Origin of the sequence: Vibrio sp. TH_r3, from assembly GCF_033101115.1 — a bacterium.
Taxonomy (GTDB): Bacteria; Pseudomonadota; Gammaproteobacteria; order Enterobacterales; family Vibrionaceae; genus Vibrio.
In genome coordinates this window covers 186,491-199,858 of the sequence record NZ_JAWMPW010000004.1, presented here as the reverse complement: position 1 = coordinate 199,858, position 13,368 = coordinate 186,491, and the positions used below count along the sequence as shown (strand labels likewise).

10 protein-coding genes and 1 tRNA gene are annotated in these 13,368 nt (G+C 39.6%); 7 read left to right on the top strand and 4 right to left on the bottom strand.

What is annotated here, in order from left to right:
- Positions 1–6: 6 nt before the first annotated feature.
- Complete coding sequence (gene folD / locus R3X26_RS06315) at positions 7–864, bottom strand: bifunctional methylenetetrahydrofolate dehydrogenase/methenyltetrahydrofolate cyclohydrolase FolD (protein ID WP_317716373.1); 858 nt, start codon at positions 862–864, stop codon at positions 7–9.
- 187 nt (positions 865–1,051) lie between these two features.
- Between folD and R3X26_RS06310 the strand changes: the two genes are divergently transcribed.
- Positions 1,052–1,128, top strand: a tRNA-Arg gene (locus tag R3X26_RS06310).
- A gap of 335 nt (positions 1,129–1,463) precedes the next feature.
- Here the strand turns inward: R3X26_RS06310 and R3X26_RS06305 are convergent.
- The gene (locus R3X26_RS06305) at positions 1,464–2,423 is read right to left on the bottom strand and encodes a transposase (RefSeq protein ID WP_317716372.1); all 960 of its coding nucleotides are present in this window, start codon (positions 2,421–2,423) and stop codon (positions 1,464–1,466) included.
- A gap of 427 nt (positions 2,424–2,850) precedes the next feature.
- Here R3X26_RS06305 and R3X26_RS06300 point away from each other — a divergent pair, with 427 nt between their 5' ends.
- From R3X26_RS06300 to R3X26_RS06290, 3 genes are all read left to right on the top strand, one after another.
- On the top strand, positions 2,851–3,846 hold the full coding sequence (locus R3X26_RS06300; protein WP_317716371.1) for a DctP family TRAP transporter solute-binding subunit: 996 nt from the start codon (positions 2,851–2,853) through the stop codon (positions 3,844–3,846).
- A gap of 63 nt (positions 3,847–3,909) precedes the next feature.
- Positions 3,910–4,533: a TRAP transporter small permease gene (locus R3X26_RS06295; protein ID WP_317716370.1), complete on the top strand. Its 624-nt coding sequence runs from the start codon at positions 3,910–3,912 to the stop codon at positions 4,531–4,533.
- A gap of 3 nt (positions 4,534–4,536) precedes the next feature.
- On the top strand, positions 4,537–5,898 hold the full coding sequence (locus R3X26_RS06290; protein WP_317716369.1) for a TRAP transporter large permease: 1,362 nt from the start codon (positions 4,537–4,539) through the stop codon (positions 5,896–5,898).
- A gap of 62 nt (positions 5,899–5,960) precedes the next feature.
- Here R3X26_RS06290 and R3X26_RS06285 read toward each other — a convergent pair whose 3' ends face one another.
- A complete protein-coding gene (locus R3X26_RS06285) occupies positions 5,961–7,304 on the bottom strand; it encodes a sigma-54 dependent transcriptional regulator (protein WP_317716368.1) in 1,344 nt (447 codons plus the stop codon).
- 15 nt (positions 7,305–7,319) lie between these two features.
- The gene (locus R3X26_RS06280) at positions 7,320–9,104 is read right to left on the bottom strand and encodes an ATP-binding protein (RefSeq protein WP_317716367.1); all 1,785 of its coding nucleotides are present in this window, start codon (positions 9,102–9,104) and stop codon (positions 7,320–7,322) included.
- Between the two features lie 548 nt (positions 9,105–9,652).
- Between R3X26_RS06280 and tig the strand changes: the two genes are divergently transcribed.
- The 3 genes from tig (at position 9,653) to clpX (ending at position 13,216) form a co-directional block, all read left to right on the top strand.
- Positions 9,653–10,963 (top strand): trigger factor, encoded by a 1,311-nt coding sequence (gene tig / locus R3X26_RS06275; protein WP_317716366.1) that lies wholly within the window; start codon positions 9,653–9,655, stop codon positions 10,961–10,963.
- A 246-nt stretch (positions 10,964–11,209) separates the two neighbouring features.
- Positions 11,210–11,836, top strand: coding sequence for an ATP-dependent Clp endopeptidase proteolytic subunit ClpP (clpP, locus tag R3X26_RS06270; RefSeq protein ID WP_317716365.1), 627 nt, complete (start codon positions 11,210–11,212; stop codon positions 11,834–11,836).
- 99 nt (positions 11,837–11,935) lie between these two features.
- A complete protein-coding gene (clpX, locus tag R3X26_RS06265) occupies positions 11,936–13,216 on the top strand; it encodes an ATP-dependent protease ATP-binding subunit ClpX (protein ID WP_317716364.1) in 1,281 nt (426 codons plus the stop codon).
- The last annotated feature ends 152 nt before the right edge of the window (positions 13,217–13,368 follow it).

Here is a 13,368-nt window from a genome sequence, read left to right as displayed (position 1 = left end):
AGATCATTAATTTTTTTTGTATTGTTCGCATGCAATCATGGTGTTTTCAATTAAGCTAGCAACGGTCATCGGGCCAACGCCACCAGGAACTGGTGTGATGAAACTGGCTCGTGTTTTCGCCACGTCATATTCTACATCACCAACTAATTTACCTGAGTCTAAACGATTTATACCTACATCAACTACAATAGCGCCTTCTTTTATCCAGTCTCCTGGGATGAAATTCGCTTTCCCTACCGCAACAATAACAAGGTCCGCTTGGCGTACAAAAGATTGCAAGTCGCTAGTAAATCGATGACAGGTTGTGGTGGTGCATCCAGCCAAGAGTAATTCTAACGTCATTGGACGGCCGACAATATTAGATGCTCCCACAACGACAGCGTGTTTACCTCGCAGCTCTATATTATAACGTTCTAGAAGCGTTATAATCCCTTTAGGTGTACAAGATCGAAGCTTGGGTATGCGCTGTGCTAATCGTCCAACATTATACGGATGAAACCCATCAACATCCTTTTCAGGAACAATCCGTTCAAGTACTTTTGTGCTATCAATTCCGGCAGGAAGTGGTAATTGGACTAGAATACCGTCAATTTCGTCATCGACATTTAGCTGATCAACTAAATCCAATAGTTGCTGTTCATTGGCCGTAGCGGGTAAGTCATAAGATTTAGATACGAAACCCACTTCATCACATGCTTTTCGTTTACTTCCAACATAAACTTGAGATGCGGGGTCTTCTCCGACGAGCACTACCGCTAACCCTGGAGCGCGTAATCCAACTTCCGTACGCGCTTTTACGCGAGCGGCAACTTCAGAACGAACAGTTTGAGATATTAACTTTCCATCGATATTTTGAGCCGTCATAGGGTCCCTTGAACTGGTTAATTGTAAAGCGTGCGCATTGTCGCAAATTTTTTTGATTAGGTCTATCAAGCAAACGTTTGCTATGTTTGTATTTTAACTCGTTGGTTTTTTTTTGCCCACTTAAAACAGTTTATTGTAGAAAGGCATTGACCTTAGCAAGTTCTTTCGTATAATTCACAGCCTCAATGCTCCGTTAGCTCAGCTGGATAGAGCACCCGCCTTCTAAGCGGGTGGTCGCAGGTTCGAATCCTGCACGGAGCGCCATATTTTTCAAGGCCTTAGCATTTTTGATGCTGAGGCCTTGTTCGTTTCTGCTCTTAATCTGTTCACTTCTGCTCCCAAATAGTTAAGTAAGCCTTTGGTTCAGTATTCCATAACTAGAGCCATAACTAGGACAGCCACTTTAAAAACCAGCCATAGCCATAACTAGGACAGTCACTTTAAAAACCATTTATCAATCGAATCTAGCAAAAACTAATGCTGAAAATTGGTGGCAAGTAGTTTGGTCATTTGTTCTATCGGTCTAATTTATCAGGTCGGGTAATAGAAAGAGGATTTGCAATATACTTCAAATGATGAGTGCGATTGGTTGAATTTATTTAACTTAACTGATATCCACGTATTCGACTTCGGCGTAATTTAGGTAGAGCCGATGGAAAACTTTGTCTACACCCAACTAAAATGGCTCGTTGTTTCTCTAACTGTGAGCAAGCAATTACCCAATCTTTATCCGTTAGATTGAGTCTTTGTAAAATAGACGGAGTACGCGGATTTAGGCTTGCTTTGCCTTCTTTTAGCTTTTGACCTGACCACTCAACAAGTTCTAAGTAATCGATCAATCTAAACGGTATTCCTGGATGAGTTGTGCTGGTTGAACCACCAACGAAAGGAAATAAATTCGGCTCGGTGGGTTGTTGTTGATAAAGTGTCTTTAATCGACTTTTGATTGAAGTGTAATCGGAGGTATCGAGGGTTTTAGCGGTACCTGAACGCACGGGATTCAAGTCAGTGTAAGCCATGGCAGCAAGCAACGCTTTTTCATCGAGCAAAGCCTGACTTTTGTATCGACTTTCCCAAAAGTGGCCTTTGCAGTTATCTTCTTTATTCGCTTTCAAAGCGATATCAAAATTTAGCTCACGCATAAACCAACTCAAACTATAGAGTCGCTCTCGCCATTGCAGAATTATCTTATTCGCTAAGCTGATTTCAGCTTTCCCTTTCAAATCATGGCCCATAAATCGTTTTATGATGTCTGGTGTAATGTGAAGCTGAGACCAACGCTGAACAACATCACTATCCGTTAATTCATCCAATTTGGTTTTGTTAATGTGCACCACAAGGTGGTAGTGATTACTCATCACCGCATAAGCGCAAATATCGATACAATAGACAGTGGCGAGCATTTTGATGCGAGATTCAATCCAGTCTCGTCGATGCTCGTAACTTGTTTGTGAAAAGGCATCATAACCACATAGAAAAGAGCGGCGAACACAACGAGAAACGCAGTGATAATAAGGGGTGGCGTCAATGCAAACTTGTTGGCTTCTTGCAGTGGTCATGGATGCTTCCTGTGTTAGGTACCGCAGCCAATATAACGGAAATACGTTGAGAGCAGATAAACAATTAATCGCGTTTCGAGTGATGATTTGTTTTTTAATGCAAACGGTTAGTTTGTTTCATAAGGTGCCTGTCCCTGTATGCTTCCCCGTTTACTGTGCCTGTCCCTATTTTGGAGAGCGTTGAATCTACTCAACCCAAAGTGGTTAGACTTTGTATACAGTATGTAATAAATGACACATTTACTTTCAATTAATGGGTCAATAGTCACCCATTAACTATCAGGTTAATCTGTTAGTTAGATAGGGCATATAACTCTAACTCTTGCTAGATAAGGGATGTAGCATAATTGTTAAAACTTGGCTTACTTATTGCCATATAGAATACAGATCCCAAAGATGGGACTGCTAAATCATATGGAGAATAAAAATGATCAAGCCACTTACCCTACTATCTGTATCTGCTATTGCTTTAACCTCATTCAATGCTATGGCTAATTGTGACCCTGGAGAAATTGTCATTAAATTCAGCCACGTTACCAATGCCGATAAGCACCCCAAAGGTATCGCTGCTTCGTTACTCGAATCACGGGTAAATGAAGAAATGAACGGTAAAGCTTGTATGCAAGTTTTCCCTAACTCAACTTTGTATGATGACGACAAATTGTTAGAAGCTCTGCTCAATGGTGATGTACAAATGGGCGCACCATCTTTATCCAAATTTGAGAAAATCACTAAGAAATATCGTATTTTCGACCTTCCTTTTCTATTTGAAGATGTTGCAGCTGTTGACCGTTTCCAAAACTCTGAAGCTGGTGACAAACTTAAAAATGCCATGAAACGTCGTGGTTTAAAAGGTCTAGCATTTTGGCATAACGGTATGAAACAAATGTCAGCGAACAAACCACTTATTCACCCGGAAGATGCGGAAGGATTGAAGTTTCGTGTACAAGCATCGGATGTGTTAGTTGCGCAATTTGAACAGTTAAAAGCTAACCCGCAGAAAATGTCTTTTAAAGAAGTGTATGGCGGTTTGCAGACCAAAGTTATTGATGGACAAGAGAATACTTGGTCAAACATTTATGGCAAAAAATTCTTTGAAGTACAAGATGGAGTAACTGAAACCAACCATGGAATACTGGATTACTTGGTTGTGACATCAAATAATTTCTGGGATGAATTACCAGCGGATGTGAGAGAGCAATTGGGTCAGATTGTTATGGAGGTAACTAAAACTCGAAACTCCGAATCTAGCCAAGTAAATGAGACCAATAAGAATAATATTATCGAAGCAGGTGGAGTGGTTCGCTCGTTAACAGCAGATCAACGTCAAGAGTGGGTGGATGTACTCAAACCAGTTTGGAAAAAATATGAGAAAGATATTGGTTCCGATTTGATTGAAGCCGCACTGGCATCAAATAAGTAATCCGCAAGCATGGGTAAAAACTACCCATGCTTTTTACAACCAGAATAAACGCGGAGAATTTTTATGCAACAGACTCTTTTTGCCCGCATTGAAAAGGCAACGGATTTATTAGAAGAAACACTCATATCGAGTTTTCTAGGCATTATGACTTTACTCACTTTTGCCAACGTCGTATGCCGTTATGTATTTAACGACAATATTTTATGGGCCTTAGAATTAACGGTCTTTATGTTTGCTTGGATGGTGCTAGTTGGTGCGTCATATGGTGTAAAAAGACACTTTCATATAGGTGTCGATGTGATAATAAATATGGCACCTAAAGGACTGCAGAAAATATATGCAATCATCGCCGTTTCACTTTGTTTATGTTTTTCAGTTTTATTATTGATTGGTTCTTGGAATTATTGGTATCCATTTATCTCTGAACGTGCCTGGTACGAGACCGATGACATTCCTATGCCTGAAATGCTGCAATTTTTAGCGGATATTTTCAATGAGGGTGAACGTTACGAAAAACTACCGCGCTTTATTCCTTATTCAGTACTGCCAATTAGTATGTTGACGTTAACCGCTCGTTTCGTTCAAGCAGCATACAAAATATTCACTGGTGAGTTAGATAGACTCATTGCAAGTCACGAGGCTGAAGAAAATCTTGAAGCCCTAAAAGCCGCAGTTAAGGAGGACTAAACTATGGCTATTCTATTCCTCTTTATTATGGTTATTGCGTTCATGTTGGTTGGTGTACCCATCGCTATCTCGTTGGGTTTGGCGAGCATGTTTTTCTTAATGATTCATTCAGATGCGTCGCTCGCTTCTGTGGCGCAAACTTTGTTTAACGCTTTTGCTGGACACTATACGCTTTTAGCTATTCCTTTTTTCATCTTAGCATCTAGCTTCATGTCGACTGGTGGTGTGGCCCGTCGAATTATTCGTTTTGCTATCGCCATGGTCGGCTGGTTTCGTGGTGGTTTAGCGATGGCATCGGTTGTAGCTTGCATGATGTTTGCGGCGCTGTCAGGGTCTTCTCCGGCGACGGTAGTGGCTATCGGAAGTATTGTCATTGCCGGTATGGTGAAAAATGGCTATAGCAAAGAATTTGCTGCTGGCGTGATATGCAATGCAGGGACTCTGGGGATATTGATTCCACCATCTATTGTTATGGTTGTTTATGCCGCAGCGACAGATGTATCGGTTGGACGTATGTTTTTGGGCGGTGTGATTCCTGGTTTACTTGCGGGATTAATGTTAATTATTGCTATCTACATTGCTGCTAGGATTAAAAAATTACCAAGACAGCCATTTGTTGGTTGGAGTGAAGCGATTAGTGCAGCAAAGGACGCGAGTTGGGGTTTACTTCTGGTGGTTATCATCCTTGGTGGTATTTATGGCGGGGTATTTACACCAACTGAGGCTGCGGCAGTTGCGGCAGTCTATGCTTTCTTTATTGCCAACTTCGTTTATAAAGATATGGGGCCTTTTGCTGATAAAGAAAACACCAAACCTTGGTATATCAAAGTGTTCCAAGCATTCGTGCATAAAGATACCAATACCACTCTTTATGATGCGGGCAAGTTAACTATAATGTTGTTATTTATCATTGCTAATGCACTGATTTTAAAACATGTTTTGACCGAAGAACGTATTCCCCAGATGATCACTGAATCAATGCTATCTGCTGGTTTAGGACCGATCACCTTTTTAATTGTAGTGAATGTAATGCTGCTAATTGGCGGTCAGTTTATGGAGCCATCAGGGTTACTGATTATTGTTGCACCGTTAGTTTTTCCTATCGCAATCGCTTTGGGGATTGACCCAATACACTTAGGGATTATGATGGTGGTGAATATGGAGATAGGGATGATAACGCCTCCGGTTGGGCTTAACCTCTTTGTCACGGCGGGGGTTGCCAAAATGTCGATGCTAAATGTGGTAAAAGCGGCACTACCTTGGGTTGGCGTGATGTTTTTATTTTTGATAATAGTTACTTACGTACCGTGGGTGTCTACTTGGTTACCAACTACCTTAATGGGACCAGAAATTATTACTAAGTAAACGTCAATTTTTTACCCTAACTTTAGAAAAAACCCTCAAGGATTAAATTGAGGGTTTTTTACTTAATTGACCTTATAGTTATCTTTATCTAGCTCATAACGCTGCATTTTGTCATACAGTGTTTTACGTGCAAGGTTAAGTATTTCCATAGTATCTTTAATGCTGCCACCAGATTCTATTAAGGCTTGCTCAATAGCTGATCTTTCAAACTCAGCAACTTGTTCCGCTAAGCTAGAGTTGATACAAACACTGTTTGTATCTTGTTCCAATTGCACCAACTTTCCTAATAACACATAACGTTCAGCTGCATTTCTTAATTCTCGTACATTACCCGGCCAGCTATGTGAAATTAACGTTTGTACTTCGCCTTGAGGAAGTGTACTTGCTGCTTTTTTATATCGTGCTGCAGCGACTAATAAGAAATGATGGAAGAGGGCAGGGATATCTTCTTTTCTGTCACGTAAGGGCGGCAAATGTAACGTTACAACATTGAGTCTGTAATACAGGTCTTGTCGAAACGTCCCTTCACTCGCAGCTTTTTTAAGATCAACTTTGGTCGCTGCGATAACGCGAATATTAATAGGAATGATTTGATTTGAACCGACACGCTCAATTGTACGTTCTTGCAGAACTCGAAGTAAGCGTATTTGTGCTTGCATTGGCATCGACTCTATCTCGTCTAAGAACAGTGTACCACCTTGGGCAAATTCGAACTTACCAATACGCTTACTTTCTGCTCCGGTAAACGCTCCTTTTTCATGGCCATATAGTTCACTTTCTATTAAGTTTTCTGGCACGGCACCGCAATTAACCGCAACAAAATTATTTTCTCGCCGACTACTTTGTTCGTGCAATGATCTTGCTACCAGTTCTTTACCGGTTCCTGTTTCTCCGAAAAGTAAGATGTCTGCATCGGTGTCTGCGATTGTTGTTATGGTTTGTCTCAAATTCTGCATATTTGTAGATTCGCCAATAATTCGAGGGCCTAGCGTTTTGTTCGCTTTAAGATCTTGTTTTAGTTTTATGTTTTCTTGAATTAATCGGCGTTTATCTTTTGCTCTTTTGACTGTATCAATCAGACGATCATTGGAAAATGGTTTTTCTATAAAATCGTACGCTCCATCTTGCATTGACTGAACCGCCATAGAAATATCGCCATGGCCGGTTATCAGTATAACTGGAAGTTCACTATCTTGGCTTTTGAAGCTATTAAGTAGTGCCTGTCCCGATATGCCGGGTAAACAAATATCGGTGACCACAACATAAGGCAAACCATCGCTTTTCGCTGCAAGTAACGCGGATTCTGCGTCGGCGAAAAATCGTGCAGAAATACCCTCTAACTCAAAGCTTTGCTCATGCGCGAGTCTCATGTCTGGCTCATCATCAATAAAAAATACGTCGTACATTTTTTTACCTTATTATTATTTTTCGGCGGCTTTATTTATTGTCATCGTGAATCTTGCTCCGCCTAACTTGGAATGGCCTGCGGTTAAATCGCCTCCCATGGTTTGCATTATTTGTAAGGAGATAGATAATCCTAAACCCAAACCATTTTTTTTGGTTGTGTAAAATGGCTCGAAAATCTGGCGAGTTTTATGTTGGGTAAATCCTTTACCTGAATCGTCAATATGAATGTAAATTTTATCTGCATCTTCACATAAACAGATTTCAATGTTTTTTGTACCACACTCTGTTAGAGCATCAATTGAATTGGTTAATATATTTATAATTACTTGTTCTAATTGTATTATATTTATATTGGCGATCAGCTTTTCGTTTTCAATTGAAGTGGTGATAGTTATCTGATTTGCTCTAAATTGAGTTTTCAATAAGTCGAGTGAAGAGATAATAACTGGGTAAACTTGCACGATGGCGAGTTCATCACTAGAAGATTTACGAGCAAAGGATTTTAATTGCTGGCTAATATTGGCCATTCGGTCAGTCAGCGCAGAAATCCGTGTCAGATTGTCGACGGTTCTTTCAGCTTGTCCTCTATCTAAAAAACGTTTGCCATTTTCCGCAAAGCTTCTAATTGCTGCTAATGGATTGTTGAGTTCATGACTTATGCTTGCAGACATTTGTCCCAAAACAGCCAGTTTTGCTGCTTGAATGAGTTCATCTTGGGTTTTCCTGAGCATTAGTTCTGTTTTTTCTCGTTCATCTATCTCCATTTGTAATTCAGCCGTGCGTTCCATCACTTGAAATTCAAGTTTTTGTTTGGCTTCCATTTCAATTAACGCGATTTGTTTCATCTTTATATGCCTATTGCGAAACAGTAGCCAAACCACAAAAATAAGCGCATACACTAAAGTCACAATGATGATGAAGCCAAATAGCTGCCAAAAAATGAGCACGGCAGGCGATAACACCCGAATTTGTAGGTTTTGACTACCCATAGCCTGTTTTACGCTTTGGTATTTGTCACTAAAGAAAACCGATTTATCTTTTTCAATCTGTCCAAATTGGGATAAATGATCTCGCGAAAACCCAAGATGGCTTATGGGCATATCGAGATAACGCTGACCTTGCATGATGTTTTGTTTTTGCTGCTCTGATATGGAAAACAAACTCTTATATAACCAATTTTTATTACTCGACATAAAAATTATGCCATCAGAATCGGTAGCGACAAAAGCGCTGTCATTATTTGACCAATTTTTTTCTATGCCACTTAATTCGGTTTTTATTACAATGACCCCAATTCTCTCAGCCGCAAAAATAATTGGGTATGCGTAGTAAAATCCTCGTCTATTTGATGTCGTTCCAAGTGCAAAATATTGCCCTCGTTGGCCATTAATGGCTTGCTGGAAGTATGGACGAAACGCAAAGTTTCGGCCAATAAATGAGGTTTCAGTATTCCAATTATTGGCGGCAATCGTGGTGCCATTTTTGTCTAACAAATACGTATCGGATGCTCCAATAATAGTATTCACGTTATGCAAATAACGGTTAGTGATATCAATTTGAGCACCATTATTAGGGTTAGTAAGGGCATCGATTAACTCGCTGTCTTTCGATAATAATTGCGGTATATAAGCATATTTACCTAGCTGGCTAGAAAGTTGACTGGTAAAAAGGTTGAGTTGTACTAAATTGTTCTGATTCTGATTTTCATAAGCTGCATGCCAATAGGCTTTTCCACCGATTAGGACAGTGGAAAAATACAAAATAACAATGATTGATGAGATACGTTGTAGTTTAATCATGAATATTTACCGCATGAACAATTACTTTAGGGTAAAGTGTCTTGGCAAACTTACCAATTTAACCGTTTAAAATAAGACAAAGATCTCTTTTTGCTCATTTTAGGAAAAAATTGATCACCCTCCATTGAAAAACCAGTTATTGTCCCCATTTCTGATGCAAAGTAGATAAATTAATGGTTGTCTAATTATATTTATTCGACTTGTTACTTGAGAATTTAGAACTTCACTCGACAGCCATTCGTCATATCGCTAGAATGTCGCGTCTAAAATTTTGGTTCTGAGACTAATCGGAGATACCTTACTTACGGTTCGTTATTAAAGTTATTTTTTAATGAAGTGGTCCCTTATTGAAAATTATGGGATGGGAAGATATCACTGATTGGTCCGGTACATGTGTATCGTGGAGAGCATTTCACGAAATGATTGTGTACCAATGCTCAAATTAAACGGTACTTCGATGAAGTACAACATAAAGATATGGTCATAACCTAAAGACGGTTGGGGCTAAAATACTCAGCAATCTGAGTTAGTTTTGAGGTTTATAAATAATGCAAGCTACTGTTGAAACTCTTGAAGGCCTAGAGCGCCGTCTAAATATTACTGTTCCTGCTGCTAACATCGAAGATGCAGTAACAGCGGAATTACGCAATATTGCTAAAAATCGTCGTTTTGATGGTTTCCGTAAAGGCAAAGTGCCGATGAAGATGGTTGCTAAAACGTACGGCAAAGCTGTACGTCAAGATGTGATGGGCGAAGTTATGCAACGCCACTTCATTGAAGCAATCGTTAAAGAAAAAATTAATCCAGCGGGCGCACCAACTTTTGCACCAGTTGAAAATGAAGCGGGTAAAGATCTTGTTTTTACCGCAAGCTTTGAAGTTTATCCAGAAGTTGAACTGAAAGGTTTAGAAAACATCGTTGTTGAAAAGCCAACAGTTGACGTTAACGATTCTGATGTTGATGAGATGATTGAAACATTGCGTAAGCAACAATCAACATGGACTGAAGTTGATGCTGCAGCTGAAAAAGGTTCTCGCGCAACAATTGACTTCGTTGGTTCTATCGATGGTGAAGAGTTTGAAGGCGGAAAAGCCGAAAACTTCCCTCTAGAATTGGGCGAAGGCCGCATGATTCCTGGTTTTGAAGATGGAATTATGGGTAAAGTTGCTGGTACTGAATTTGAAATCGATGTTGCGTTCCCTGAAGATTACCATGCTGAAAACCTAAAAGGTAAGCAAGCTAAGTTCTCTATAAAAGTGAACAAAGTTGAAACTCAAGAGCTTCCTGAAGTAAACGATGAATTTGTTGCTAAATTCGGTGTGACTGAAGGCGGTATTGATGCGCTTAAAGCTGAAGTCCGTAAAAACATGGAACGTGAGCTTAAACAAGCAATCAAAAACAAGATCAAAGAACAAGCGATTGACGGTTTAGTAAAAGAAAATGATATCGATGTTCCAACAGCTGTAGTTGACCAAGAAATTGGTGTTCTACGTCAGCAAGCCGCACAACGTTTTGGCGGTAACCCAGAAGCTGCAGAACAACTTCCTCGTGAATTGTTCGAAGAGCAAGCTAAACGTCGTGTTGTTGTTGGTCTGCTACTTGGTGAAGTGATCAAAGCAGAAGAGCTAAAAGCTGACGATGAAAAAGTTAAAGCGCTTATTCAAGAAATGGCTACCGCTTATGAAGACCCAAGCGAAGTTGTTGCTTACTATGAGCAAAATGAAGAAATGATGAATAACATGCGCAACGTAGCTCTAGAAGAGCAAGCTGTTGACGCTATCATTGCTAAAGCACAAGTTTCTGAAAAAGAAACCAGCTTCAATGAGTTAATGAATCAGCAACAACAGCAATCTGCTTAATTACAGACTCTGTTTATTGTGATAAATATGGTCCGTGTGAATTGTTCACTCGGACCATATTTTTACTGTTTTTTATAGGTATTCTAATACCGAGTCGGTTTACATGATATTGATGTAATATCAGTTAAAAATGATAAATACGTATAAATGTTAAGCAATTATCTAAGAATAGTTAACTTATTCTTGTTTATTCTCTAATATTGATTTAGATACTTATATAAAGCAGTAATTTTTTAGGGATATCAAATGAGCTACCAAGAAAAAAATATAATGTCTCCGATTGTTGATGCGCTCGTGCCAATGGTTGTTGAGCAAACTTCCCGCGGTGAGCGTTCTTATGACATCTACTCACGTCTTCTTAAAGAGCGAGTGATTTTCCTTACTGGTCAAGTTGAAGACCATATGGCAAATCTAGTTGTCGCTCAATTATTATTTCTTGAGTCGGAAAACCCAGATAAAGATATATTTTTATATATCAACTCACCAGGTGGAAGTGTAACAGCAGGCATGTCAATTTATGACACAATGCAGTTTATTAAACCTAACATCAGTACAGTATGTATGGGTCAAGCATGTTCTATGGGCGCATTTCTGTTAGCTGGTGGAGCAAAAGGCAAACGTTATTGTTTACCTAATTCACGCGTTATGATCCATCAGCCGCTAGGTGGTTTCCAAGGTCAAGCTTCTGATATTCAGATTCATGCCCAAGAAATTCTAACCATTAAGCAAAAACTGAATAAGTTGCTTGCAGAACATACTGGACAGCCACTAGAAGTGGTTGAAAAAGACACTGACCGTGACAATTTTATGTCTGCCGATCAAGCTGTAGAATACGGTTTAGTGGATGCAGTACTAAATCATCGCGGTGAATAAAACCTAAATTTTCGTACTCACGGAATTCGGTTTTACAAGAAATGCAATGAATTTTGATATACACTCAAGTCAATAAGGCTAAAGCTAAGAGGTTAGCGAATGACAGATAAAAGCAAAGAGAACAGCGGCGGAAAATTGCTCTATTGTTCTTTCTGCGGTAAGAGCCAGCACGAAGTTCGCAAGCTAATTGCAGGTCCTTCGGTTTACATCTGTGATGAATGTGTCGATCTATGTAATGACATTATTCGTGAAGAGATAAAAGATGTTCTACCTAAGAAAGAGTCAGAAGCATTACCGACTCCACGTGATATTCGTGACCACCTTGACGATTATGTCATTGGTCAAGATTATGCAAAAAAAGTGCTAGCTGTTGCGGTATACAATCACTATAAACGTCTACGTAATGGTGATACAACGGCCGAAGGAGTGGAACTTGGTAAAAGTAACATTCTTCTAATCGGACCGACAGGTAGTGGTAAAACACTATTAGCGGAAACGCTTGCTCGCTTCTTAGATGTTCCGTTTACTATGGCGGACGCAACAACCCTAACCGAAGCTGGTTATGTTGGTGAAGATGTAGAAAACATCATCCAAAAATTATTACAGAAATGTGATTATGATGTTGCTAAAGCTGAGCGTGGCATAGTTTATATCGATGAAATAGACAAAATTTCTCGTAAAGCTGAAAACCCATCGATAACACGAGATGTATCCGGTGAAGGTGTTCAACAAGCCCTGCTAAAATTGGTTGAAGGAACGATTGCATCGGTTCCTCCTCAAGGTGGACGTAAACATCCTCAACAAGAATTTTTGCAAGTTGATACGTCTAAAATCCTATTTATCTGTGGCGGCGCATTCTCTGGCCTAGATAAAGTTATTGAGCAACGTGTAGCGAAAGGGACGGGGATAGGCTTTGGTGCAGAAGTTCGTTCTAAAGACGAAACGAAAACCGTTGGTGAACTGTTCATGCAAGTTGAGCCAGAAGATCTGGTTAAATATGGGTTAATCCCAGAATTTATCGGTCGTCTTCCAGTCACTACTACGCTAACAGAGCTCGATGAAGCTGCACTAATCCAAATTTTGTGTGAACCAAAAAATGCGCTTACTAAACAGTATGCGGCATTGTTTGAAATTGAAGATACAGAATTGGAATTCCGTGAAGATGCATTGAAAGCAATCGCTAAAAAAGCAATGGAACGAAAAACAGGTGCACGTGGCCTACGTTCTATTCTTGAAGGTGTTTTGCTCGAAACGATGTATGAATTACCGTCTTCAACAGATGTAAGTAAAGTTGTGATAGATGAATCCGTTATTAATGGTGAATCTGAGCCACTGCTTATTTATGATGGAAAAGATAATCAAGCGGCTGGCGCTGAATAAAATAATTAGCTCAGTTAAGTCGTGATGAAAAAAGGAATGCAATGCATTCCTTTTTTGTTTTTCGCCCTATTTGTTATTAGTGTTATCTACTATAAAATTCATTTTTTATAATCTGGTGTTATTACTGGTCTTACTCAGCTACAAAGTTGAGT

Bases quoted from the DNA above. Each gene is read 5' to 3' on its own strand.
- R3X26_RS06290 (WP_317716369.1), top strand. From the start codon at position 4,537: ATGGCTATTCTATTCCTCTTTATTATGGTTATTGCGTTCATGTTGGTT.
- R3X26_RS06280 (WP_317716367.1), bottom strand. From the start codon at position 9,104: ATGATTAAACTACAACGTATCTCATCAATCATTGTTATTTTGTATTTT.
- folD (WP_317716373.1), bottom strand. From the start codon at position 864: ATGACGGCTCAAAATATCGATGGAAAGTTAATATCTCAAACTGTTCGT.
- clpP (WP_317716365.1), top strand. From the start codon at position 11,210: ATGAGCTACCAAGAAAAAAATATAATGTCTCCGATTGTTGATGCGCTC.
- R3X26_RS06295 (WP_317716370.1), top strand. From the start codon at position 3,910: ATGCAACAGACTCTTTTTGCCCGCATTGAAAAGGCAACGGATTTATTA.
- R3X26_RS06300 (WP_317716371.1), top strand. From the start codon at position 2,851: ATGATCAAGCCACTTACCCTACTATCTGTATCTGCTATTGCTTTAACC.
- clpX (WP_317716364.1), top strand. From the start codon at position 11,936: ATGACAGATAAAAGCAAAGAGAACAGCGGCGGAAAATTGCTCTATTGT.
- R3X26_RS06285 (WP_317716368.1), bottom strand. From the start codon at position 7,304: ATGTACGACGTATTTTTTATTGATGATGAGCCAGACATGAGACTCGCG.
- R3X26_RS06305 (WP_317716372.1), bottom strand. From the start codon at position 2,423: ATGACCACTGCAAGAAGCCAACAAGTTTGCATTGACGCCACCCCTTAT.
- tig (WP_317716366.1), top strand. From the start codon at position 9,653: ATGCAAGCTACTGTTGAAACTCTTGAAGGCCTAGAGCGCCGTCTAAAT.